This window comes from Lysinibacillus boronitolerans JCM 21713 = 10a = NBRC 103108 (assembly GCF_000772935.1).
Lineage (GTDB): Bacteria > Bacillota > Bacilli > Bacillales_A > Planococcaceae > Lysinibacillus > Lysinibacillus boronitolerans.
Genome location: NZ_JPVR01000081.1, coordinates 299,633 through 322,779, shown reverse-complemented (window position 1 = coordinate 322,779; position 23,147 = coordinate 299,633). Strand labels below are relative to the sequence as shown.

Annotated in this window: 25 protein-coding genes; 18 read left to right on the top strand and 7 right to left on the bottom strand. The window is 40.7% G+C overall.

Going from position 1 to position 23,147, the window contains the following annotated elements:
- Window positions 1-86: 86 nt before the first annotated feature.
- From CD31_RS22235 to ptsP, 8 genes are all read left to right on the top strand, one after another.
- Window positions 87-1,007: an ABC transporter ATP-binding protein gene (locus CD31_RS22235; protein ID WP_036081385.1), complete on the top strand. Its 921-nt coding sequence runs from the start codon at window positions 87-89 to the stop codon at window positions 1,005-1,007.
- On the top strand, window positions 985-1,926 hold the full coding sequence (locus CD31_RS22230) for an ABC transporter permease (RefSeq protein ID WP_036081383.1): 942 nt from the start codon (window positions 985-987) through the stop codon (window positions 1,924-1,926). Before CD31_RS22235 ends, CD31_RS22230 begins: the two co-directional genes overlap by 23 nt.
- A 178-nt stretch (window positions 1,927-2,104) precedes the next feature.
- Window positions 2,105-4,048, top strand: coding sequence for an N-acetylglucosamine-specific PTS transporter subunit IIBC (gene nagE, locus CD31_RS22225; RefSeq protein WP_016994646.1), 1,944 nt, complete (start codon window positions 2,105-2,107; stop codon window positions 4,046-4,048).
- A 97-nt stretch (window positions 4,049-4,145) separates the two neighbouring features.
- Complete coding sequence (gene nagA / locus CD31_RS22220) at window positions 4,146-5,312, top strand: N-acetylglucosamine-6-phosphate deacetylase (RefSeq protein WP_036081379.1); 1,167 nt, start codon at window positions 4,146-4,148, stop codon at window positions 5,310-5,312.
- 59 nt (window positions 5,313-5,371) lie between these two features.
- Complete coding sequence (locus CD31_RS22215; RefSeq protein WP_036081376.1) at window positions 5,372-6,082, top strand: sugar isomerase domain-containing protein; 711 nt, start codon at window positions 5,372-5,374, stop codon at window positions 6,080-6,082.
- Window positions 6,083-6,102: 20 nt separating this feature from the next.
- Entirely contained in the window at window positions 6,103-6,807 is a 705-nt protein-coding gene (locus CD31_RS22210; protein WP_081977536.1) for a glucosamine-6-phosphate deaminase, read from the top strand.
- Window positions 6,804-7,070 (top strand): HPr family phosphocarrier protein, encoded by a 267-nt coding sequence (locus CD31_RS22205; protein ID WP_004229305.1) that lies wholly within the window; start codon window positions 6,804-6,806, stop codon window positions 7,068-7,070. Before CD31_RS22210 ends, CD31_RS22205 begins: the two co-directional genes overlap by 4 nt.
- Window positions 7,067-8,779 (top strand): phosphoenolpyruvate--protein phosphotransferase, encoded by a 1,713-nt coding sequence (gene ptsP, locus CD31_RS22200; RefSeq protein ID WP_036081373.1) that lies wholly within the window; start codon window positions 7,067-7,069, stop codon window positions 8,777-8,779. Before CD31_RS22205 ends, ptsP begins: the two co-directional genes overlap by 4 nt.
- Before the next feature lie 44 nt (window positions 8,780-8,823).
- Here the strand turns inward: ptsP and CD31_RS22195 are convergent, their stop codons facing one another.
- Window positions 8,824-9,489: an HAD family hydrolase gene (locus tag CD31_RS22195; protein WP_036081370.1), complete on the bottom strand. Its 666-nt coding sequence runs from the start codon at window positions 9,487-9,489 to the stop codon at window positions 8,824-8,826.
- A gap of 71 nt (window positions 9,490-9,560) precedes the next feature.
- Complete coding sequence (locus CD31_RS22190) at window positions 9,561-10,328, bottom strand: sporulation protein (protein WP_036081367.1); 768 nt, start codon at window positions 10,326-10,328, stop codon at window positions 9,561-9,563.
- A gap of 111 nt (window positions 10,329-10,439) precedes the next feature.
- On the opposite strand from CD31_RS22190, the gene CD31_RS22185 reads away from it, so the two are divergent.
- The 3 genes from CD31_RS22185 to CD31_RS22175 all read left to right on the top strand — a co-directional run bounded on the left by CD31_RS22185 (window position 10,440) and on the right by CD31_RS22175 (window position 12,467).
- Entirely contained in the window at window positions 10,440-11,294 is an 855-nt protein-coding gene (locus tag CD31_RS22185; RefSeq protein WP_036081364.1) for a LysR family transcriptional regulator, read from the top strand.
- A 76-nt stretch (window positions 11,295-11,370) separates the two neighbouring features.
- On the top strand, window positions 11,371-12,105 hold the full coding sequence (locus tag CD31_RS22180; RefSeq protein ID WP_036081361.1) for an urease accessory protein UreH domain-containing protein: 735 nt from the start codon (window positions 11,371-11,373) through the stop codon (window positions 12,103-12,105).
- Between the two features lie 41 nt (window positions 12,106-12,146).
- On the top strand, window positions 12,147-12,467 hold the full coding sequence (locus tag CD31_RS22175) for a YnfA family protein (protein WP_036081358.1): 321 nt from the start codon (window positions 12,147-12,149) through the stop codon (window positions 12,465-12,467).
- Between the two features lie 44 nt (window positions 12,468-12,511).
- Here the strand turns inward: CD31_RS22175 and CD31_RS22170 are convergent, their stop codons facing one another.
- Window positions 12,512-13,276 carry a class I SAM-dependent methyltransferase gene (locus CD31_RS22170; RefSeq protein ID WP_036081356.1) on the bottom strand — a complete coding sequence of 255 codons (765 nt, stop codon included), beginning with the start codon at window positions 13,274-13,276 and terminating at the stop codon, window positions 12,512-12,514.
- 208 nt (window positions 13,277-13,484) lie between these two features.
- Complete coding sequence (gene nhaC / locus CD31_RS22165; RefSeq protein ID WP_036081353.1) at window positions 13,485-14,861, bottom strand: Na+/H+ antiporter NhaC; 1,377 nt, start codon at window positions 14,859-14,861, stop codon at window positions 13,485-13,487.
- A gap of 485 nt (window positions 14,862-15,346) precedes the next feature.
- Here nhaC and CD31_RS23395 point away from each other — a divergent pair, with 485 nt between their 5' ends.
- The 3 genes from CD31_RS23395 (at window position 15,347) to CD31_RS22155 (ending at window position 17,602) form a co-directional block, all read left to right on the top strand.
- Window positions 15,347-15,484, top strand: a complete 138-nt coding sequence (locus CD31_RS23395; protein ID WP_156113269.1) for a hypothetical protein — start codon at window positions 15,347-15,349, stop codon at window positions 15,482-15,484.
- Between the two features lie 465 nt (window positions 15,485-15,949).
- Window positions 15,950-16,570 (top strand): DUF47 domain-containing protein, encoded by a 621-nt coding sequence (locus CD31_RS22160; protein ID WP_036081351.1) that lies wholly within the window; start codon window positions 15,950-15,952, stop codon window positions 16,568-16,570.
- Between the two features lie 15 nt (window positions 16,571-16,585).
- Window positions 16,586-17,602, top strand: coding sequence for an inorganic phosphate transporter (locus CD31_RS22155; protein ID WP_016994628.1), 1,017 nt, complete (start codon window positions 16,586-16,588; stop codon window positions 17,600-17,602).
- A gap of 136 nt (window positions 17,603-17,738) precedes the next feature.
- Here CD31_RS22155 and CD31_RS23390 read toward each other — a convergent pair whose 3' ends face one another.
- The gene (locus tag CD31_RS23390; protein WP_156113268.1) at window positions 17,739-18,236 is read right to left on the bottom strand and encodes a hypothetical protein; all 498 of its coding nucleotides are present in this window, start codon (window positions 18,234-18,236) and stop codon (window positions 17,739-17,741) included.
- 307 nt (window positions 18,237-18,543) lie between these two features.
- Here CD31_RS23390 and CD31_RS22150 point away from each other — a divergent pair, with 307 nt between their 5' ends.
- The 4 genes from CD31_RS22150 to CD31_RS22135 are packed head-to-tail and all read left to right on the top strand — an operon-like array spanning window position 18,544 to window position 21,988.
- Window positions 18,544-19,242 carry a response regulator transcription factor gene (locus CD31_RS22150; protein ID WP_016994627.1) on the top strand — a complete coding sequence of 233 codons (699 nt, stop codon included), beginning with the start codon at window positions 18,544-18,546 and terminating at the stop codon, window positions 19,240-19,242.
- Window positions 19,239-20,687 carry a HAMP domain-containing sensor histidine kinase gene (locus CD31_RS22145; RefSeq protein WP_036081348.1) on the top strand — a complete coding sequence of 483 codons (1,449 nt, stop codon included), beginning with the start codon at window positions 19,239-19,241 and terminating at the stop codon, window positions 20,685-20,687. Before CD31_RS22150 ends, CD31_RS22145 begins: the two co-directional genes overlap by 4 nt.
- On the top strand, window positions 20,687-21,757 hold the full coding sequence (locus CD31_RS22140) for a LolA family protein (protein WP_036081619.1): 1,071 nt from the start codon (window positions 20,687-20,689) through the stop codon (window positions 21,755-21,757). The genes CD31_RS22145 and CD31_RS22140 overlap by 1 nt, the downstream gene beginning before the upstream one ends.
- Window positions 21,758-21,766: 9 nt before the next feature.
- Entirely contained in the window at window positions 21,767-21,988 is a 222-nt protein-coding gene (locus CD31_RS22135; RefSeq protein WP_016994620.1) for a hypothetical protein, read from the top strand.
- Window positions 21,989-22,259: 271 nt separating this feature from the next.
- On the opposite strand, the gene CD31_RS22130 is transcribed toward CD31_RS22135, so the two are convergent.
- Both CD31_RS22130 and CD31_RS22125 read right to left on the bottom strand, forming a co-directional pair.
- Window positions 22,260-22,613 (bottom strand): DUF4260 domain-containing protein, encoded by a 354-nt coding sequence (locus tag CD31_RS22130; protein WP_036081345.1) that lies wholly within the window; start codon window positions 22,611-22,613, stop codon window positions 22,260-22,262.
- Window positions 22,614-23,039: a MerR family transcriptional regulator gene (locus CD31_RS22125; RefSeq protein ID WP_036081342.1), complete on the bottom strand. Its 426-nt coding sequence runs from the start codon at window positions 23,037-23,039 to the stop codon at window positions 22,614-22,616.
- Window positions 23,040-23,147 lie beyond the last annotated feature (108 nt).

The window sequence follows — 23,147 nt, the reverse complement described above, 5'->3', positions numbered from 1 at the left end:
GGGGAAGAAAGAATCGTCAATAAAGCAATGTTGTCGTGCCAGACTGCATAATGCTCAGGCGAAATAGATGAGAAAGGGTGAAAAATATGACAGAACCAATTGTACAATTGCAAAATTTATCGAAAACCATTCGAGGAAAGCAATTAATTCAACAGTTAAACATTGATTTATATCCTGGCCAAATTACAGGATTTTTAGGACCGAATGGAGCGGGGAAAACAACAACGATCCGAATGATGACAGGGCTTATGCATCCAACAGAGGGCAATGTCATCATCGATGGGCTTTCACTGAAGGAGCATTATGAGGAGGCCATTAGTAAGGTTGGTGTGATTGTTGAAAATCCAGAAATGTATAAATTTATGTCAGGCTATAAAAATTTACTACACTTTGCGCGGATGCATAAAAATGTAACGAAGGAACGAATTCAGGAGGTCATTCAACAGGTTGGGCTTGAAAATCGTATACATGAAAAGGTCTCTACGTATTCACTTGGTATGAGACAGCGCCTAGGATTAGCCCAGGCGCTATTGCACAGACCGAAATTTTTAATTTTAGATGAACCGACGAATGGTCTAGACCCTGCTGGTATTCGTGAGTTTCGAATGTACCTGCGTAAGATTGCTTCAGAAGAGGGCGTATCCGTCTTTGTCTCAAGTCACTTATTATCAGAAATTGAATTGATGTGTGATCGAGTGGCCGTGATTCAAAATGGACAGCTAATTGATCTGCGCGATATTCATAATGAAAGCTCATCGTTTTATTATGTGGAGGCACAGCCAAAAGAGCAGGTGTCTGCTTATCTGGAACAGCATGACTTTACCTTTGTAGCAGAGAATCAAGGCTATGTGGTGGAAATGAAGAAAGAGGATGTCCCAGCTATGACTACACAACTAGTCCAAGCGGGTATTCAATTATTTGCTGTACAGCCACATCAGAAAACATTAGAGGATCAATTCTTAGAAATGACTGGAGGCGGACAAATTGCTGAAGCTAATTCAAAATGAGTGGATGAAATTATGGCATAAAAAAGGAACATGGGCAATGGTGGCCATGCTGATACTTGTCATTCTTGTTCCTGCTGGAATCACCAAATATTATGAAGTAAAATCCCCGACGGAGGGCTCCTGGCAGGACATAGAGCAGGAGGCCATTCAATCCTATAAAGAGACGCTAGCAGGGGAAGATTTAACGGAGGAAGATAAGGCATACTTTCAAGAGCAGATGGCTATTTCTGAATATCGTTTAGCGAATGATGCACCAAGTCAAAAGGATAGTAGTCTTGCAAGCTTTATGTCCTTTACAAGCGGCATGCTGACGCTTGTTACTTTATTTACAGTCATTACCGCAGCTAGTATTGTATCGAGCGAATTTTCAACAGGGACGATTAAAATGCTCTTAACGCGTCCAATGTCACGTGCCAAAGTGTTAACGTCTAAATTACTGACAACATTCCTTTTTGGGTTGTTATTGTATGTGGTCAATGTTGTGGTAAGTGCGCTTATCGGCTTAATCTTATTCGGCATGGGAACAGGTGTCGAATTAGAAATGGTCAATGGACAGGTCGTTGAAAAGGCCGTATGGAGTGATTTAGCCTATCATTACCTATTATCTGGTGGCGATTTTGTGATGTCTACATTATTTGCCTTTTTGATTGGTTCTGTGTTCCGTTCAAGCTCGTTAGCAATCGGTTTAACGATGTTCCTTTCTTTTACAGGCGGCATGATTGTTATGTTCTTAAGCCGATACGACATCGTCAAATATATTTGGCTCACACATTCTGATTTAACACAGTATGAACATGGTGGTGGCTCCATGATTGCTGATGTGACGCTGCCCTTCTCATTAATAGTACTTGCTATTTACGCAGTAGTTTTCCTTGTTATTAGTTATTCAACCTTTATGAAACGTGATGTCACGGCATAAGCTATAGAAGAACTGTGCCCTAATTTCGGATTGGGGTGCGGTTTTTTTGTTTGACATCACGAAATATTAAAAAAGTATTTATTTTTTTTTGAATTGCGCCTATAATAATAGCAACTTAGTGAAAACGCTTTTTTTTTACTAAAGTGGTCTAGACAACTATACCAAAGGGGGATAATGAATGTTTGCTTTCTTACAAAAAATCGGTAAGTCGCTTATGTTTCCAATCGCAACATTACCAGCAGCAGCATTACTATTGCGTTTAGGTTCAGCGGATATGCTTGGGGCCATACCGAATGAAGCCATCCAGTACATTGCTAGTATTATGGCCGCTTCTGGTGATGCTATACTAGGGAATTTACCAATTATTTTTGCTATCGGTATTGCGATGGGCTTTGCACACGATAGTAGTGGCGGCGCAGCTCTAGCGGGTGCGATTGCGCATCTTGTTTTAGTCGCCGTTTTAAAGACTGTTAACGAAGAATTAAATATGGGTGTGTTTGGTGGTATTATTGCCGGTATTACGGCAGGCTTATTATATAACAAATATTATAATGTGAAATTTCCAGAATGGTTATCATTCTTCGGTGGACGGCGCTTTGTACCGATTATTACGTCCATCACCATGGCAATTTTAGGTAGTATTTTAGCGATTGTTTGGGGACCAATTCAAGGTGGCATTGATGCTTTCGGCAATTGGATGATCGGTGCAGGAGCACTTGGCGTAGGGATGTATGGCTTCTTCAACCGTCTATTAATTCCAGTGGGTCTACACCATGTAATCAATACAATTATTTGGTTTGATTTCGGTGAATTTACAAATGCTGCAGGCGAAATCGTGAAGGGAGATATCAACCGCTTCCTAGCAGGAGACACATCAGCTGGACATTTCCAAGCTGGTTTCTTCCCAATCATGATGTTTGGCTTACCAGCAGCTTGTTTAGCAATGTATTTTGCAGCGAAAAAAGAAAAGCGTCCAATCGTTGGAGGGATGTTCGTTTCCATCGCTTTAACAGCCTTTTTAACGGGTGTTACAGAGCCTATTGAATTTTCCTTTATGTTCTTATCACCAGTTCTTTATGGTATCCATGCTGTATTAACAGGTATTTCATTGGCTGTGGCCTATCTTGTTGGATTCCGTGATGGCTTTGGCTTCTCTGCAGGCTTAAGTGACTACTTACTCAACCTTGGTCTGGCAGATAAACCATGGCTCTTATTACCTTTAGGTTTAGGCTTTGGGGCGATTTACTTTGTAGTATTCTATTTCTTAATCAAAAAATTAGACTTAAAAACACCTGGACGTGAAGACGATGAGGATGAGGATGGCGAAGTAAATGCTATTGCGGATGATGTCGATTTACGTGCATATTATACAATTGAAGCATTAGGTGGAAAAGACAATATTAAGCAGGTGGATTATTGTACAACCCGCTTACGCTTGTCTGTACAGGATTCTGGGAGCGTCGATGAAAAAACATTGAAGCAAACAGGTGCAAGAGGTGTTATGCGTATCAGTAAAACCAATGTCCAAGTAATTATTGGGACATCTGTTGAGTTTTTAGCTGAGGCCATAAAAGAACGTTTGAAAAAAGGCAATCCAGCACCAGCCAATGCAGGACTTCCAGCTGCACAGCCTGTTATGGAAGAAACAGTGAAGAATGACACGATGACATTCCGTGATTTCGAAATGCCAATGACTGGCGATTTATTACCTTTAACAGAAGTGCCTGATGAGGCATTTTCAGCAGGCTTGATGGGTCCAGGTTTCGGGATTCGTCCGACAGATGGAGCAGTCTATGCCCCATTTGATGGTCAAGTAGTGATGGTGTTCCCAACAAAGCATGCAATCGGCTTAAAATCGGATACGGGCATTGAGGTATTAATTCATGTTGGCTTAGATACAGTCAAATTAAATGGTGAAGGCTTTGATCTGTTCGTTACAGATGGTCAAAAAATTAAGCGTGGGGATGCGTTATTAAAAGCAGACCTTGTACAGATTGAAGATCAAGTACCTTCTGTTATTACTCCAGTTGTCTTCACAAGCTTAATGGGGCAAGAGATTACACTTGAAAAGACTGGCTATCAACGAGCAGGCTCAACGAATATTATTACAATGAAGAAGTAACGACTAATGGGGCTGTTAGCTAAGGTGCACAGGGGCAATGAGCTATTGCAAATGGATACCTTTACGACAGCCCTTGTTCAAGAAGGAGATGTTTTTCTTGAGTTTACTCATTCGAAATATCACAGTAGTGAATGCCAATGGGCGAGATGAGCAGGTAGATGTATGGATGAAGGATGGTAAAATTGCGCAAATTGCTCCTCATCTCGATATCCACGATGTAGAACCGCTTGATGGTTCAGGGAAATTTTTATTGCCAGGATTTATTGATATGCACATTCATGGGTCCGCTCAAATGGATACGATGGATGCTTCTGATGAAGGGCTTCATACGATGGCTCAATCCCTTTTAAAAGAAGGGACGACAAGTTTTTTAGCCACAACGATGACACAAAGCTATGACAACATTGAACGAGCTATTGAAAATGTGGCACAGTTCCAGCCACAGCCAGACGAAGCAGAGGTACTCGGTATTCATATCGAAGGACCATTTGTCTCGAAGCAGCGCGCAGGGGCACAGCCGCTTGAATATATTGTCGAGCTAGATTTAGATATATGGTCAAAATGGCAGCAACTAAGTGGCCATAAAATTAAGCAAATTACGCTAGCACCTGAAGAACCAAATGGCATGGCAGCTGTGCAAAGTATTTCTGCTAGTGGTGTCATTGTTTCAATTGGTCACTCGGATGCGACCTTTGAGCAAATGCAACAAGCGGCTCAATTAGGTGCCACACAGGGAACACACTTATACAATCAAATGCGTCCATTCCACCATCGAGATCCAGGTGTAGTTGGTGGTGTCCTGCTGCTAGATGCGATTAAGGCAGAACTGATTGTTGATTTTATCCATATGCATGAAGGTGCGGTGGAAATGGCTTATCGCTTAAAGGGAGCAGACGGGCTAATTTTAATTACCGATGCGATGCGCGCAAAGGGAATGCCCTATGGAGCGTATGATTTAGGCGGTCAAACAGTTCATGTGACAGAAGCAGGCGCTCATTTGTCAAATGGATCGTTAGCAGGCAGTATTTTAAAAATGGATCAAGCTGTACGGAATATGCATCACATTACGAATTGTCCGCTGGAGGAGCTTGTCAAAATGTCCAGCTTTAATGCTGCAGAGCAATTGAAGCTAGGTAATAAGGGTCAGCTTGTACAAGGCTATGATGCGGACGCGGTAATTTTAGATGAACATTTAAAGCTCCATCAAACGATTAAGGCGGGCAAGGTCCTATATGATGCAATGCAAGCTGACAATTGTCACTAATATGCAGAAGGTATACAAACATCTAGCATGAAACGATGGAAATGAAAAGGTGATAGAACATGAATACCTATTTTCAACAAGTAAATCGATATTTAACAATGGTGGCACAGCAGGAAAGCAACCAACTTATGCATATTGCCAAGCAAATTGTTAAACGTCTCACAAAGGGAGGCATTATCCAGCTCTTTGGCTCTGGTCATTCCATGCTATTAGCACAGGAATGTTACTACCGGGCAGGTGGCTTAGTGCCTGTTAAACCGATACACATAGAATCGTTAATGCTACATCAGGGTGCACGGCAATCCTCACAAAATGAAAAAAAACAGGCTTTTTTAGCCTCCTATAAGGATCAGCTGCAATTTGATGACCAAGATGTTTGTATCATCATTTCAACCTCTGCCAATAATCCAGCCCCCATTGATATGGCTATCTATGCAAAGGAAGCGGGCGCTTTGACCATATCACTGCAGTCGCTGGAATATCAGCACCAGCCATCGCGCCATCCGTCAGGCAAGCGTTTAGAGCAAGTAGTAGATGAAGTAATGAATACGCATGTGCCATTAGGCGATGGTGTGCTAACCGTTGACCAATTGCAATATGCCCCTGTATCAACGGTGCTAGGTGCGACTTTATTAAATGCTTTATTCGCTCAAATCATTGAGCTGATGCATGCACAGGGCGCTAGTGTACCAGTGTTTGGTAGCAGTAATTTAGGGGAAAATAATAACGATGCGCTTATTAATCAATATGGTCAGCGTATTCATTTCTAGGGTACAAAGGAGGATGCGTGGTGAAAGTAAAAAGATTTTCCGCAATGGATGATTTATATACACATGCAGTAGCGACCATCTTGGAAGCCAAAAATAATGGCGCCACAACGTTTGGATTAGCTACTGGTGGAACAATGGAACCGCTATATGCTAAAATCTGTCAAACAGATGTTGATTTTTCACATTGTATTAGCTTTAATTTGGATGAGTATGTTGGGCTTGAGGCAACTCATAAACAAAGCTATGCCTATTATATGAATAAACATTTATTTAACCAAAAGCCATTTCTAGCATCGTATTTACCAGATGGATTAGCAGTAGATCCTCTAGTGGAAACAGCTCGCTATGAAGGATTATTGCAACAATATCCCTTAGATTTCCAACTGCTAGGTATCGGTCAAAATGGTCATATCGGCTTCAATGAGCCTGGTACGCCATTTGCTTCTTTAACACATCTCGTGACACTTGAAGAATCTACTCGTCAAGCTAACGCGCGTTTCTTTTCTTCCATCGACGAAGTGCCAACACAGGCATACACGATGGGTATTCAATCGATTATGCGTGCAAAATGCATTTTGTTACTTGCAGTGGGAGAAGCTAAGCGTGAGGTGTTAGAGCGCTTGCTGTCTTCTGATTATACAGAAGATGTACCAGCAACTGCTTTATCCAAACATCCAAATGTGATTGTTTTAACAGACTTACAAGAAGAGGAGAATAAATTATGAAAACACAACAATTTACAGTAGTCGATCCTTTAGGTATTCATGCAAGACCTGCGAGCCAGCTTGTGGCAAAAGCAACACCGTTTGCTTCATCTATTGAAATACGTACAGAAGAAAAAGCAGCTAATTTGAAATCCATCTTAGGTGTGATGGGCTTAGCCTTAAAGCAAGGTTCCCAATTTACACTTGTTGTAGAGGGGGAAGACGAAGAGCAAGCATTAGCAGCATTAACGACACTCATCACAGAAATGGGGCTTGCACAATGATACAACTCACTGGTATTGCCGCTTCAGACGGCATTGCCATTGCGAAAGCATATCGTTTCGTCCAACCAGATTTAACATTCGCTAAAACTACTGTTCATGATATCGAGGCAGAGCAGCAACGTTTAGCAGCCGCTCTTGCCAAAGCAGAGCAAGAGCTGGTTGTCATTCGACAGCAAACATTAGAAAAATTTAGTGCAGAAGAAGCCGCGATTTTTGAGGCACATTTATTAGTGGTTCATGATCCCGAATTAATTGGGCCCATCAATCAAAAAATTGCAGACGAAGCGGTAAATGCGGAGTATGCCTTGCATGAAGTATCCTCTATGTTTGTGGCATTATTTGAAGGTATGGATGACGAATACATGAGTGCCCGTGCATCAGATATTAAAGATGTGACAAATCGCATATTAGCACATTTACTCGGTGTACATATTCCAAATCCAAGCAATATCAACGAACAGGTAATTATCGTAGCGAATGATTTGACACCTTCAGAAACAGCCCAATTAGATCGCAACTATGTTCTCGGTTTTATTACCGATATTGGTGGGCGGACATCCCATTCGGCCATTATGGCTCGTAGCTTAGAAATTCCAGCTGTAGTAGGGGTAGGGGCTGCTACGACAACAATTCAGGATGGCGATACTATAATTGTTGACGGTTTGACGGGTCTAGTCCTAGTAAATCCAAGTGCCGATGTGATTGCAGACTACCAGGAAAAGGCTCAAAAGTATCGTGCACAGCAGGCGGAATGGTCTACTTTAGTCAATGAGCAAACCGTATCTAAAGATGGCGTGCATGTTGAGCTAGCGGCTAATATTGGATCGCCAAATGATTTGGATGGTGTAGTGCGTCATGGGGCAGAGGGAATTGGCTTGTATCGAACAGAGTTTTTATATATGGGCCGAGAAAATTTGCCATCTGAGGAAGAACAGTTTACAGCGTATAAAACAGTCTTGGAAGGAATGCAGGGCAAGCCAGTTGTTATTCGAACACTCGATATCGGTGGCGACAAGCACCTGCCATATTTACCTTTGCAAGAAGAAATGAATCCATTCCTTGGTCACCGTGCCATTCGTCTATGTCTAGACCAGCAGGAGCTATTCCGCACACAACTGCGTGCACTACTGCGAGCATCTGTCTATGGGAACTTAAAAATTATGTTCCCCATGATAGCGACCATTCAAGAATTCTGTGAGGCGAAAGCCATTTTGCTTCAGGAAAAGGAAAAGCTGATAGCTGGCGGTATTGCAGTAGGCTCATCCATAGAGGTTGGGATGATGGTTGAAATTCCCTCGACAGCCGTAATGGCAGATATTTTTGCAAAAGAAGTGGATTTCTTCTCCATTGGCACAAATGATTTAATTCAATATACAATGGCGGCAGATCGGATGAATGAAAAAGTTTCCTATTTGTATCAACCATATAACCCAGCCATTTTACGCTTAATTCAAATGGTCATTAAAGCTGCCCATCAGGAACAGAAATGGGTAGGAATGTGTGGAGAAATGGCTGGCGATGAGCTTGCTGTTCCACTATTGCTAGGCTTAGGCTTAGATGAGTTCTCCATGAGTGCTACGTCTATTTTAAAAACGAGGGCCTTGCTAAAGCAATTATCTGTCCCAGAGATGCAGGCTTTAGCAACAGAGGCATTACAGTTAGCGACAGCTGAAGAAGTGCTGGAAAAAGTGAAGCAAGCTGTGAAATAGGATAGAACAAAAACCCATCTACCAACAAGTAGATGGGTTTTTTATTATTGGCTGAAAGAGTCAATGAATAGCGGTATTTCTAATAAATCCTCCACGATGGCATCCGCTTCAACACGTTGCCATTGTTTATCCTTTTTCCAAATGCCTTTCATGCCAACATGTTGAGCACCTTTGACATCATTCACCGGATGGTCGCCGATAAAAACACATTCATGAGGAAGTACATTCAGCTTTTCGATGGCATTTAAAAACAGTTGAGGATGGGGTTTTTTCATTCCTGCCCATTCAGAAACTAAAATGACATCAAAATAATGTTCAATTGCTAATGCCTTTATTGTGTCCATCTGAAATTGCCCATAGCCATTCGTAATGATGCCTAAAGCCAACTGATCCCTTTTCAATTGTTCTAGCATAGGGATAAGGTTAGGAAAAGGGACACAGCTATGTTTAAATTCGTTGAGATAATCTTGAAGAAGTTCTTCCCACGTAATATGAACAAAATGAAATTCTTCTACTAATTGCTGGTAGACGCAATCCTTCCAAACGTAGCCTCGCTTATCTAGTTGGATAAAGCGAGTTCTATACTGTTCTTTTGAAATACTACCGAATACCGACTTTAATCGCTCATATTGCTGCTCAATGAAGAGTTCGATAGATGCATCTCTATTTAATAATGTTCCGTCTAAATCAAATAATGCTGCTTTCATCACATCTTTTTCACCTTCCTATTTGATCATAAAAAAAGTAGCTGAAGTTAGGCTTCAACTACTTTTTTAGTTCATTATGCATGTTTTGAAATGATTTGCTGAAGCTTTGCTTGCAGTGTCGGTAGATCATGCATTGTAACCGTTGTGCGAACATAGCTTTCATCCATATCTAATGCTTCAGCAAAAAAGCTACCAATGCCTTTTACTTTGCGATCAATTTGCATTAAAATCTCTGCAGAATGGTTGGATTGAGAAAGGAAAACTAATTCAAGCTCATCTAAATGGCCTCTATATTGTCCAGTTGGTACAAATTCAAATTCCTGAACAAATGGATAGTAGCCACGGAAGCGTGAAGGAGCTTGTTCACATTCTGCTTCACGTAAACGGAAACCTAATCCACGAATCGCATCTAATATATGTCCTGCTAGTACTGTTGGCTCCACACGAATATAATCCTTATCACTCGGATCGACCGCATTTTTAATATCAAGGCCCGTTTGAATCCATACCTGTGTTTTGCCTGCACTAATCGGTGTTTCAAATGGCAATGTTAATGAAATAGGGAAGATTTTTTCCTCGCCCGCACCCAGTGTGAAAGGCTCTGTTACTTTCACCTTCTGCAGTGCGGCAACCTCTGTATGTTTGTGATCATTCGACTCACGGATATAGGTCGTATTGACGGATAGGTAAATCGTGTCGACCTGTTGCTCCACGTGACCGCCCCGCACAACGATTTCCCCCTGCATGACCTCTCCAGCACGATAACTATCCTTCTCTAATCTTGTATCCACTGTTGCTGAACCTATACCAATACTTGCTAATGCTTTATGAAAAAAAGACATCTTTCATTCCTCCTACTGACATCGTTAGCTATACATACGCTTATGTTAAAAAAAGGTTTCAAGACTTACAAATTTTTCGCTATACTAGTTGAAAACGAAAGAGGGATGGCGATGGAAACAGAGTGGCTACGCACATTTATAGTGGCAGCACAAACCGAAAACTTTCGAGAAACAGCTGAAAAACGATTTATTACTCAATCAACCGTTACAAAGCATATCCAGCATTTAGAAAGGGCATTGCAAACCCCCTTATTTGATCGACAGGGCAAACAAGTGACGTTAAATCGGCAGGGGGCTTATTTTAGTCAGCAGGCACAAAAAATCCTGTCCGCTTTAGATGAAGGGCTACATCAAATGGATTCCTTCGTAAAAGGCTACACCGCTAAGCTTACGCTTGGCGTTGCTCCACAAATTGCGAACTCAACATTACCTGCCATCCTCACAGCATTCCGGTGCCGAAAGCCAACTACTCAAGTAGTGATAGAACTTTTAAAATCCAATGAAATTGGGGAAGCAGTGTTTACTGGAGTAATTGATATTGGCTTATCCAAATTAACCTCAACACGTGAGCTTCACACGGTGATGCTCGCACAGGAACCATTGCATTTAATTGCTCCTATTGCTAAAAAGGAATTGGATGCTTTCACCCTTTTACAGCAGGAAACGCTTCTTACACATGAGTATGCGCCCTATTGGGAGGACGTACAACAGGTGCTACAGCAGTTTGCAAGCCATCAAACAATGCATATTAATCAAACAGAGGTGATTAAGCATTTCGTCAAACATGGTCTTGGTATTGCCTTGTTGCCTAAGAGTGTGATAGAAGCTGATTGTCAGCAACATCTTCTACATAGCTATTCGTTAAAAGAATTTTCCCATATTGTATCGGATACTTATTTGCTTACAAAGTATGTCTCGGCAGAATATGATGCTTTTTTAGAAGCGTGTAATAGCGTGTATGGGTGAAGCAGCTTTCTGCACGGTTTATTCATAATGTACCTTTATACTATTTTAGTATAAAGGATAGATAGAGGGTGTTGATATGTATAGTATGTTGTCCACCATTAGTCAGTTTATTAGTGAGCCGATTACGCAATTTGTACAGGGCTATGAGCATTCTGCTTTGATGATGGCCATCCTTCTTGGCTTGATAGGCGCCTTTGCTCCATGTCAGTTAACAGGTAATATGAGTGCCATTACATTTTACGGCAATCGAACACTACAAAAGAGCAGTAATTGGCAAGAAATTATGTTTTTTATTGTGGGGAAAGTGGTTGTTTTTAGTGTGCTTGGGTTTTGTGCTTGGCTTTTTGGCCAATCATTTGAAACAAAGATGACCGTTTATTTTCCAATCTTTCGTCAGGCTATTGGACCGATGATGCTGGTAACAGGGCTGGTGCTAATTGGTTTATTCAAATTAACCTTTCTACAACGCTTAACATCGTTGCTACCACCTGTAGTAAAAGAGGGGAAATTAGGCTCGTTCTTAATGGGCGCTAGTTTTTCGATTGCCTTTTGTCCCACTATGTTTGTCTTGTTCTTTGTGTGGTTAATGCCCCTTGTGGCAAGCACCTCCTATGGATTGCTTCTACCGAGTATTTTTGGCATAGCGACCGCTGTACCGCTCATTATGATGCTTCTGTTGATCTATGTCTTTGATGCCAAGCGCCTTATCCTACGAAAAAGTATGAAGATGGGAAGGGCTATTCAAACGACGGCAGGTATCCTATTAATTTTAATCGGTATAACGGACACTATTACCTATTGGGGCATGTAAGACATGTATAATAGTGTTAAAACGAGAAAGAGAGATACAGTATGACAGCTATATTATTATTTATCCTTGCAGGAATTGGCGAAATAGGCGGGGGCTATTTAATTTGGCTTTGGTTACGAGAGGGCAAACCTTTTTATTGGGGCATTATTGGCGGTATTGCACTTGCTTTGTACGGCGTTGTCGCAACATTCCAGACCTTTCCAACCTTTGGTAGGGTTTATGCAGCCTATGGTGGGGTATTCATCGTGTTGTCTATTTTATGGGGGTGGGGCATTGATGGCAAAAAGCCCGATCATTTAGACTTTATTGGCGCAGGGATATGCTTAATAGGCGTCATTGTAATATTGCTGCCTCGCTCTTAGCATTGAAAAAAGGTTACTACAACAGAATAGTAACCTTTTGTAATCTATTTTTTACGAGCAATAAAGCGCAGACGATAATAATCAATGACCCATTCATTCTGTTGGAAACAAGTTGGCTTTAATAATTCCTCACATGTCGCATAAACCTGCTCTTTCTCATCAGCCTTTAAGTGCTGAAGAAGATTTTCACTAAACATGCCCAACCAGTTGCGAAGCCCATCCTTCCCTTGAAGTGGTGTAGGGCGTTTATAGAGTGTGATATTCTCGACCTGAAAGCCTGCATTCTCTAATTTTGATTGATATTCCTCGATGCTTGGAAAATACCAAGGGAAATAGTGGTCGATATAGGGAAATTGTAAAGATTCCATACTTTTTTGCAGTGCCCAAACGATGGATGCAATATTGCCTTGTCCGCCCATTTCAGCAACAAAGCGTCCACCGTTCTTCAGCGCACCATAGACATTTTCAATAACTACATCAGGCTCCTTCATCCAATGAAGTGCGGCATTGGAGAAAACGGCATCAAAGTGCTGAGAAAAGTGCATCGCTGTAGCTTCCATCGTTTGAAAGGTAATGGCAGGATATTTTTGCTGAGCAGCTAAAATCATCGTAGCCGACGCATCTACTCCGAGCACAGAAGCTCCAAGTGCTGATATGTCATTAGCCAAATCTCCTGTACCACAACCCACATCTAAAATATGTTCATTTTTTTGCGGCGCTAGTAGATCGACCAAGCTTGTACCCAATTTTGAAACGAAATCATGCTTTTCATCATATAAATGAGCATTCCATTTTGTTTTTGTTGTCATCGTATTTCATCTCCTTTAGTAGAGCATAGCAAAGGAGGCCATCCATCAGAAATGCGAAAAATCATGAATTTTGATTCCAAATTGGAATGATAGATTTCTTCACAACAGAGCTTTACAGGCAAATGATTTGCAAAAATTTCGCAACCCTAAAAATTTTGAGTAAAATAAAAAAGGTAGCTGATGTTTTTTCAGCTACCTTTTGCTATGGTTAAAGCTTCGTTAATGTTTTGCCACTCCAGCCAAACAAGATCGTTAGAATCGGACCAAGTAAACAGAAGAAGGTGAATGGTAGGTAATCCAGTGTGGAAATACCGAGGACACTTGTGATAAAAATACCACAAACACTCCAAGGCACAAGAGGATTGACGACCGTACCTGCATCCTCCATGACGCGTGAAAGGTTTTTTGGTGCAAGACCAACCTTTGCAAATTGTGCCTTAAAGGCCTCACCTGTTAACAGAATGGATAAATATTGCTCACCGATCAATGTATTGACACCAATGCCCGTAATGGCAGCACCTGTAATAACAGAGCCAGCACTTTTAAATAAGCTTTCAACCTTCGCTAAAATGCTTTGAATAATGCCTAGTGTGAATAAAAGACCACCCATTGTTAAGGCAAGTAAGACAAGCGCGATTGTAAATAGCATACTATTCATCCCACCACGAGTGAGCAAGGCGTCTACTTCTTTATTACCAGTTTGAGAGACATAGCCATCAAACAGAATCTTGAAGACATCTGCAGGGGGAATTGGGTCAAGTAGAGCGCCAAGCCCTACGCCAATAATGGACACAACAGCTAAGGTAATGACTGCAGGTGCCTTGTAAAAAGTCATGATAACGAGAACAGCAATTGGCAATAATGTATACCAATGAATAAGTCCTGTAGACAGTAAACCCTCTTTAAATTGCTCGACTGTCTCAAAGGATGTAGCAGCTCCTGTTGGCGAGATAATAGCATAAAGCACAAAGGAGATAAGAAAAGCAGGGATGGTTGTCCAGCCCATATTTTTAATATGCTCAAAAAGGTCTACACCAACTGTACCAGAGGCAAGATTGGTTGTATCGGATAATGGTGACATTTTATCACCAAAGAAGGCGCCAGAAACAATCGCTCCAGCTGTAATCGTTAGCGAAATATCCATGGCACCGGCAATCCCCATAAATGCCACACCAACCGTCGCGACAGTTGTTAACGAGCTTCCAATTGAAATACCAACGATACTACAAATTAAAAACACGATGGCAAAGAAAAAGTTTGGCGAAACAGTTAAAAAGCCATAATAGATAAGCGTTGGGATCGTTCCACCCATAATCCAGCTCGAAATTAAAATACCAATAAAGAAGAAAATAAAAACGGCGCCAAGTCCAGCGCTAGCACCAGCAATCATACCACCTTCAAGATCGCGAAAGGGCACTTTTTTCAGTAATCCATACGCGAGTAAAATGGCAATTACAAGAAAAATCGGGATATGCGGCGTAGCCTTTAAATAGCCAATACTATAAGCCATTGTGGCAATAATTAAAATAGTGATAAAGCCTGCCTCAAGAAATCGAGGGTTACTCTTTGCTTCTATTCGAAACATGTGAATCCTCCTAATAAATACTTCTGCGCTTCAATGCGGTGAAGCCCAAAAGTATTATAGCACGCTAATATTTTTTGTCAATTGACTGAAAATTGGCAGTCTCAATGAAAGAAATCATCCCAGGCATTTTTTCTAAATCTATAAACGGTTCATAACAAAGCCCATCGAAAAACCATATAGAAAATGAACTTCTCCTAAAACTAAATACATGATTAATGCCGCTAAAGTTGAGGTGAAATTAATAGCTTTCGCATTACCAGTAGCTTGAAGAAAATCATCGCCTATCATTAATAGAATAAAAAATGAACCCGTACCTGGTCCAAAAAAAGCCTATAGCCACAAATGCTCCTATATAGGCTAAATTTTGGCTGTACTAGGTACACGCTCTTAATATTGCTGTCCCCAATCTTTTTTAAACATTGTATAAGCAGCTACAAGGACGAGCATAACAAGCTTAAGTGGTTTTAAATAGCAGGGGATACAAGATGGATGGTAAAGGCACCGAGAAAAGACCCCACAAAGATAAAGGGGACGATTTTTCCGATTTTCTTGCTATCTACTTTACCTGCACGCCATTACTAATGGTATTGGCCAGTTTATTTGTGGCAAATGGCTGTACTTGAGGTAAACCAACAGCCATTAATGTAGGTAAGGAGATAAGTCCACCGCCAGTAGTAATACTATTGTGAGTGAAAGTAAATCAATATCCATTAATATGCTCCCATCTTTCATCATCGCGTACTGTGAAAGTCAAAAAATAACAATGAAATTCCAGCATTTTCATGTAAATTTCGTTTACAATTCCTTAACATTTCACAAGGTAAACAAATCAGCAAAAAAAAGTTTATTTCAAGTATTTTTATAAAAATAAAAGAAAAAATGGTCATTTTTAAAGAAAAAATAGTGATTTTTAATATTTGATTTCCAACGTTTACAACTTGGGAAATAGCTTAAAAATAAATGTGGCAAATTTTATATTACAGTTTTGTAAAATCAACATCTGAGTGTTTAAAATTTTGTAGAATTGTGTAAATGTTTTGTTATGATGGTTCAGAAATCGACAATATTTTTTCAACAGGAGGAACAGGATGTTCAACTCAAATAAGCAAGATCCATTTTTTCAGTCATTATTAAAAATCGCGAAAAACGTGAATGAGGGTATTTATTATGCTCATAATGCTCGTATTCAAGATATAGATGCGCTCAAAGAAATTGCAGATACAATGAAGCAATACGAAACAAGTGGCGATAAATTAATCCATGAGCTAATCGTTATGCTGAATAAATCCTTTATGACGCCAATTGAACGTGAAGATATTTTAGCATTAGCAAACAAACTAGATGATGTAATTGATGGAATGGAAGGCTGTATTGCGCACTTCAATATGTACAACCTAACAGAAGTAACAGAACCAATGCGCCAATTCCTCACATATATTGCGAAAAGTACGGACGAAATGGTACAAGCCATGGAACTGTTAAATAGTAAAAAGCTTGTGGAAATGCGTAAACATGCTATTCAAATTAAGGACAATGAACGTGAATGTGATGAAATTTTCCGTTCTTCAATGAAGCAATTATTCATCCAAGAAAAAGACCCAATGCGTTTGATTGTTTTCAAGGATATTTATGAGCAATTTGAAGACATTGCAGACTGCTGTCAAACAGTAGCAAACACAATTGAAACAATAATTATGCGTAATGCATAAGATGGAGTGTACGAAATGGATACGATCTTATTAATCACCATATTAGTCGTTATTTTCGCACTTGTGTTCGACTTTATTAACGGCTTCCATGATACAGCAAATGCGATTGCTACTTCTGTATCAACCCGTGCCTTAAAGCCACGTACAGCAGTTTACATGGCAGCGGTTATGAACTTCGTCGGAGCCATTACATTCGTTGGAGTAGCCAAAGCCTTAACAAAAGATATTGTGGATCCTTTTTCTTTAAATGCCTTTGATGGCGATATTACAGGCTCTGTTGTTATTTTAGCAGCCTTATTATCTGCGATTACATGGAATTTATTAACATGGTATTTTGGGATTCCATCAAGTTCTTCTCATACATTAATAGGTTCTGTTGCAGGGGCAGCTATTGCCGCAGCAGGATTTGATATTTTGAACTATGCTGGATTTATTAAAATTCTTCAAGCACTTATTTTTTCACCATTACTAGCGTTCGCAGCTGGTTTCCTGATGATGACATTATTAAAGATCATCTTCAAAGATATGAATTTATATCGTACGAATAAAGGCTTCCGTACAATGCAAATTGGGACAGCAGCCTTACAATCCTTTACACACGGGACAAATGATGCGCAGAAAGCGATGGGGATTATTACCCTTGCGCTAATCGCGGGTGGCCTACACCAAGGAGATGATATTCCTTTCTGGGTACGTTTTGCTGCAGCAACTGCGATGGGTCTTGGTACATCTGTCGGTGGGTATAAAATCATCAAAACCGTTGGCGGAAAAATTATGAAAATCCGCCCCGTAAATGGGGTAGCGGCAGACTTAGCTTCTGCATCGATTATCTTTGGTGCCACATTAATCCATTTACCAGTTTCTACAACACATGTTATTTCTTCATCCATCATGGGTGTCGGAACAGCTCACCGTGTTAAAGGAGTTAAATGGGGGATGGCACGTAAAATCGTTACAACATGGGTCATCACGATGCCAATCTCTGCTGTCATGGCAGCATTGATTTACTATATTCTAAGTTTATTTTTCTAGTTCGCTAAGGAATGCACAATCACAGTGCATTCCTTTTTTTTGTGCTGGAAAACGGATGCGGGTGATAGAACCGGCAAAGTGTCGGATAGCCCAGTTAAAGTAGCGGTTAGGAGCGGCAAAGTGGCGGATAGCCCAGTTAAAGTAGTGGATAGAACCGACAAAGTGTCGGATAGCCCGGACAGTAGCGGATAGCCCAGTTAAAGTAGCGGATAAAACCGGCAAAGTGGCGGAAAGCCCGGTTAAAGTAGCGGATAGAACCGGCAAAGTAGCGGAAAGCCCGGACAGTAGCGGATAGAACCGGCAAAGTGGCGGAAAGCCCGGTTAAAGTAGCGGATAGCCCCCATAAAAGTGGCGGAAAGCCCGGACAGTAGCGGATAAAACCGGCAAAGTGGCGGAAAGCCCGGTTAAAGTAGCGGATAGAACCGGCAAAGTAGCGGAAAGCCCGGACAGTAGCGGATAGAACCGGCAAAGTGGCGGAAAGCCCGGTTAAAGTAGCGGATAGCCCCCATAAAAGTAGCGGAAAGCCCGGACAGTAGCGGATAAAACCGGCAAAGTGGCGGAAAGCCCGGTTAAAGTAGCGGATAGAACCGGCAAAGTAGCGGAAAGCCCGGACAGTAGCGGATAGAACCGACAAAGTGGCGGAAAGCCCAGTTAAAGTAGCGGATAGGAGCGGCAAAGTGTCGGAAAGCGCGGACAGTAGCGGATAAAACCGGCAAAGTGGCGGATAGCTCAGTTAAAGTAGCGGATAGAACCGGCAAAGTGGCGGATAGCCCCACAAAAGTGGCAGATAGCTCAGGCAGGAAGAAAAACTGCTTCGATGAAATCGGTAGCCTCCGCCCCCTTGTGTAAAGTGCGGATTCGCTCTAAGGTAATTATAAAGAAAGTGTAAAGTTCGGAGAAAATCGTTTTTTCCGTAGTAAGGTGAATGCAGGAGGAAAATGATGAAGGAAAAGTTACTACTGATTGAGGATGATACAGCGATTGGGCGTATTGTGAAGGATACGCTGGAGCAGGAGGGCTATTGTGTAACATGGGCTACTACGGGCCTTGAGGGATTGGCAGATTTTCAAACGCAACCTTTCGATTTAGTGCTGGTGGATTGGATGCTGCCAGAAATGGATGGATTAACGGTTTGTCAAAATATCCGTTGGGAGAGTGATGTGCCGATCCTAATGATGAGTGCTCGCAAGGAAGATGCGGATAAGGTGGAGGGCTTGCAGGGGGCAGACGATTATATCGCTAAACCATTTAGCTTAGAAGAATTAAAGGCACGAGTTGCCTCTCATCTTAGACGCTGGCGACGCTACCATAAGCAAGACGTGATAGAAGAGCATACTGCCTATGCGAATGGATTAACAATAGATTGGCAACGACAAATAGTATGTGTTTATCAGCAAGAAATTGCATTAACTCAAAAGGAGTTTGCTCTTGTTAGGCTGCTAGCTAAAAATCCGAGTCAAACCTTTACAAAAGAGGAACTATATCAGCATATTTGGCAGCAAGCAACGTTAGAGGACACTCATACTGTCACCGTTCATATTAAGGCACTACGCGAAAAGCTCAAGGATTCTGTGAAAAACCCAAATTTTATTCAAACCGTGTGGGGTAAGGGCTACCGTTTTATTGGTGAACCATTATGAAAATAAAAGCGTGGTTACTAATCATGTTTTTTATTGTAATGGTATTACCCATAGTAGGAGCTTATAGCCTTTATGTGTGGATTAATGCTTATTACCAAGATAAAAATGTGGCGGAGTTCTTTGACAAGTGGACAGAGCTAAATCATGTAAAAGATGTTGTTGACAATCCAATGCTTTATCAAAAAAATGCCAATCTTAAAGAGGTTGAGGATCTTACCAATGAGCAGCTGGCGATTACCCTCTATACGAAATCTGGCTATGTTTTATATTCCTCCAACCCTTTGCTAACGGGCTATGTAGGGAAAGAGCGCATGTTAAATGGTTTATATGATTTACAGCAAGCATACAACGCCTTTACATACAAGGAGCCTGTATATCTAAAAGGTGATTTGCTTGGCATCTATGAAATTCAATTAATACGAACAGATTGGGTAAAGGGTGTAGAAAAACGTTCATGGCTTGTCATCGCCAGCACGATCCTGTTGTTTCTTATCATTTACTTAACTGTCATCTTGTTGCTTCATCGGAAACTGAATCGGCCAATACGTGAACTGATGCAGCAAATGCGTCATTTTGCGAAAGGTCAGCATGTTAAATCAAATCTAAGCGTAAGAAAAGATGAGATTGGGGCACTTGCCAAAACATTTGAGGCGATGCAGGATGAAATTGAAAAGACTCGGGCTTCTTTAAAAACGGAACAACAGCAAAAAGAAATGATGATTGCAAGTATTTCCCATGATTTGAAGACGCCCCTTACAGCCATTCAAGCCTATGCGGAATCTTTACAAACTAAAGGCTTAACAGAACAGCAGGAGGCAGAATATCAGCAGGTCATCGTTACGAAGGCAGATCGGATGAAGCATATGCTAGAGGATTTAATGATGTTTACATTACTTCAATCAACAAACTATACATTAGAGCTCATTGCTGTGGATGGAGAAGAATTTTTTGACATGGCCTTGTCTGACTATGAACCTTTATGTGAAGAACAAGGATTTACATTAAAAGTATGCTGTGCCGTGGATGGGCTCTATGCTGTGCATCCTAAACAACTTCAGCGTGTCATTGATAACTTATTGAGCAACGCATGGCGTTATGGGGAAAAGGGGACAACAATCGGCTTAGCCGCAGTCAATGCTGGAAATAATCCCGAATGGGGCTTTGATTTCTTGAAGTCTGCTTTAACCAAGCAAGAGGGAATGTATATAATTGTGCAAAATCACGGAAGAGGCATACCACAGCAGGACATTGTAAAATTATTCGAGCCAATGTATCAAGCAGATTATGCGAGATCAAAGGCTGGTGAACGAGGAACAGGACTAGGCTTAAATATTACAAAACAAATTATTGAAAAACATGGTGGCACTGTCGAACTGCTTTCTAGAGAGAGCATTGGAACAGCGGTAATTTGCTGGCTACCACCTTCTAAAGGAGTAAATGAATGATGAATTGGAAAAGATCTTGCCGAGCAGCAGGCTTAATTGCTGTAATGACATTTAGCTTAGTGGGCTGTAATTCAGAGGCATCTTATACACCTCAGGAAATTATCGACCAAGCCCTTCAAGAATCGAAGGAGCCACTCACTTATTATGGCGAATATACGTTAGACATGGGAGAGCTAGGTGGCAAAGCTCAAGTGAAGGAATGGGTAAAGGATAGCAATAGACGGATAGAAATGACAGGTGATAATGGTGAACATGTTATCACAGTCAAAAATGATGCTAAAGTGATTAGCTATGATGTCACTGAAAAGACAGCCTACACAATAGATTATTCACAACATGAATTAGACGGCTTGCAATCACCGAAAGATCAGGTACAGCTTATTTTTAATATGGTTAAGGATACCCATGATATTAAAATAGCGGGAGAAGAGAAGGTTGCAGGTAGAGATACGTATAAAATCGTGGCAAAGACGAAGAAAACGGAATCGTTATTTGGAGATATCGAAGCATGGATTGACAAAAAAACTTGGCTGACATTAAAAATGAAGACAGATAGTGCAGGGAATCATATGATCACTGAATATTCTAAGATTAATTTTGGTGAAAAAATAGATGATCAACAATTTGCGCTAGATCTACCAAAGGATGTAACGATTCAGGAAATTAGCGGACAGGACACTTCAGAATCTATTTCATTGGAGGACGTCAAGCAGCAGCTTGAAAAGTTTTTATTAGTGCCAGAAGTAAATGGTCTTACGTTAGATAACATATCCATGGTCAAAGGGATAGAGGAACGACCAGAATACTCTTTCGATTATGTTTTAGATGGAGAGTTAGCTTTTTTTGTCACAATTTTTAAAGCAGATGCGAGTGTTGCAGATATTGGCCCCATTCTAAATGAAAAAGAAATAGATATTCGAGGACAAAAAGGCACTGTTATGGATGGTGAAAATTTCCGTTCCCTTGCTTGGCAAGAAAACGGCTACCAATATAGTATGGTTGGGCAAAATCCAGAATTAACAGTTGAGGATCTTTTAAGCTATGCGCAACAAATGACCGTTGTACAATGAGGTGATACTATGAAAAAAGCGCAAGGACTAAAATGTCTGGCATTATTTTTATTTACCACTATTTTCTTATATGGGGTAGGGGAAACATATGAGGTGTCTTGGCTACAATTTCACTTTACGGGACAATATCAGGACGCAGGCTTTTATTTCAGTTTTACATCCCTTATTCCAATATTGATTGGACTATTAATGGTGGGTCTATATGAATCAATGTTAAAAAGATTCATTTAAATAATAAGGAGCAGGATCCGAGTGGAGGAGCCTGCTTTTTTTATGGTAGAAATATAGTAAAGAGGATACTAATAGGAGGTTTTTGCAAACATACTAGCAATTAGTGTCCTGCCTGTTTCATAGAAAGCTAGAACAGCTAGCTTAAAAAGAGCAACTCCATATTCCGATGATAAATAATGGTAAACCCACCCCAAGAGAGCATTTAATTAGGAAATTTTTCTAACCCATTTCTACTAAAAATCGCAGTGTTAAATGGCTAGCCATACTTACATTACGCAATTTGCTGTAAATGTGTCTTCTTAAAAGCGTCATCATATTTTAAACCATAGCCAAGTGCGCGATCTAAGAAAATATGCGCGAGCCAAATCAGGGCAGCCATCAGAGGTATTGATGTAGTCGTTAGTAAACCAATCGCCATTATCATGGCAGGTAGCACAAAGCTATGCCCCATATTATAGAAAAGAGCGCCTACTTTTGTATTGATGAGATAGCCAACCATTGTGATGTCTGGGAGCAATAAAAATACAATAAAATACAGCCATGAAAAATTTAGATGACCATAGAAAAAAACAGTGATGACGAAAGCAAGGATATATTCGATTGAGATGATTTTACGTAGTGACATTTAACCACGACCTTCCAGTAAATTTTGATACATATCCTCAATGAGTGAGGCAATTTTTTCTTGATTTTCTTCATACTGTCCGTCAGCCATTAACGTTTTAGTCAGTTGTAACGAATGAAGCGCATGCTGATAGAATCGAAGTTGCTGCTCAATCTGGGCAATCTTTGTGGAAAATAGCTGTACCGTTTCTTCATTACATGCTGTTGAAATAGGCTTTCGTTCGAGTGTCAGTAAATGTTTAATTTCTTGAAGCGTAAAGCCTAGCTGACGTAAAACGATAATAAATTTCATTGTATGTTCACACATGGCATCATACACACGGTAGCCATTGTCTTGTTTTTGCGGCTGTAAGAGTCCCTCTTTTTCATAGTAGCGAACGGTATCGGTTGTTAATTGAAATTTCTCGGCGAATTGTTTAATTTTCATGTAAGTACCTCCTAAATTCATCCTAACATTGGAGTATGCTCCAAGGTCAAGGTGCTTGAGAAAAAAAGTAAAAAAATGAAACGGTCATTCAGTGGCAGTCGTTTATAG

Excerpts from the sequence above, each read along its gene's own strand:
- CD31_RS23395 (WP_156113269.1), top strand. The coding sequence starts at position 15,347 with ATGGATGGTAAAGGCACCGAGAAAAGACCCCACAAAGATAAAGGGGAC.
- CD31_RS22145 (WP_036081348.1), top strand. The coding sequence starts at position 19,239 with ATGAAAATAAAAGCGTGGTTACTAATCATGTTTTTTATTGTAATGGTA.
- CD31_RS22155 (WP_016994628.1), top strand. The coding sequence starts at position 16,586 with ATGGATACGATCTTATTAATCACCATATTAGTCGTTATTTTCGCACTT.
- CD31_RS22125 (WP_036081342.1), bottom strand. The coding sequence starts at position 23,039 with ATGAAAATTAAACAATTCGCCGAGAAATTTCAATTAACAACCGATACC.
- CD31_RS22160 (WP_036081351.1), top strand. The coding sequence starts at position 15,950 with ATGTTCAACTCAAATAAGCAAGATCCATTTTTTCAGTCATTATTAAAA.
- CD31_RS22175 (WP_036081358.1), top strand. The coding sequence starts at position 12,147 with ATGACAGCTATATTATTATTTATCCTTGCAGGAATTGGCGAAATAGGC.
- CD31_RS22135 (WP_016994620.1), top strand. The coding sequence starts at position 21,767 with ATGAAAAAAGCGCAAGGACTAAAATGTCTGGCATTATTTTTATTTACC.
- CD31_RS22140 (WP_036081619.1), top strand. The coding sequence starts at position 20,687 with ATGAATTGGAAAAGATCTTGCCGAGCAGCAGGCTTAATTGCTGTAATG.
- CD31_RS22170 (WP_036081356.1), bottom strand. The coding sequence starts at position 13,276 with ATGACAACAAAAACAAAATGGAATGCTCATTTATATGATGAAAAGCAT.
- ptsP (WP_036081373.1), top strand. The coding sequence starts at position 7,067 with ATGATACAACTCACTGGTATTGCCGCTTCAGACGGCATTGCCATTGCG.
- CD31_RS22205 (WP_004229305.1), top strand. The coding sequence starts at position 6,804 with ATGAAAACACAACAATTTACAGTAGTCGATCCTTTAGGTATTCATGCA.
- CD31_RS22185 (WP_036081364.1), top strand. The coding sequence starts at position 10,440 with ATGGAAACAGAGTGGCTACGCACATTTATAGTGGCAGCACAAACCGAA.
- CD31_RS22130 (WP_036081345.1), bottom strand. The coding sequence starts at position 22,613 with ATGTCACTACGTAAAATCATCTCAATCGAATATATCCTTGCTTTCGTC.
- CD31_RS22215 (WP_036081376.1), top strand. The coding sequence starts at position 5,372 with ATGAATACCTATTTTCAACAAGTAAATCGATATTTAACAATGGTGGCA.
- CD31_RS22150 (WP_016994627.1), top strand. The coding sequence starts at position 18,544 with ATGAAGGAAAAGTTACTACTGATTGAGGATGATACAGCGATTGGGCGT.
- nagE (WP_016994646.1), top strand. The coding sequence starts at position 2,105 with ATGTTTGCTTTCTTACAAAAAATCGGTAAGTCGCTTATGTTTCCAATC.
- CD31_RS22190 (WP_036081367.1), bottom strand. The coding sequence starts at position 10,328 with ATGTCTTTTTTTCATAAAGCATTAGCAAGTATTGGTATAGGTTCAGCA.
- CD31_RS22235 (WP_036081385.1), top strand. The coding sequence starts at position 87 with ATGACAGAACCAATTGTACAATTGCAAAATTTATCGAAAACCATTCGA.
- nhaC (WP_036081353.1), bottom strand. The coding sequence starts at position 14,861 with ATGTTTCGAATAGAAGCAAAGAGTAACCCTCGATTTCTTGAGGCAGGC.
- CD31_RS22180 (WP_036081361.1), top strand. The coding sequence starts at position 11,371 with ATGTATAGTATGTTGTCCACCATTAGTCAGTTTATTAGTGAGCCGATT.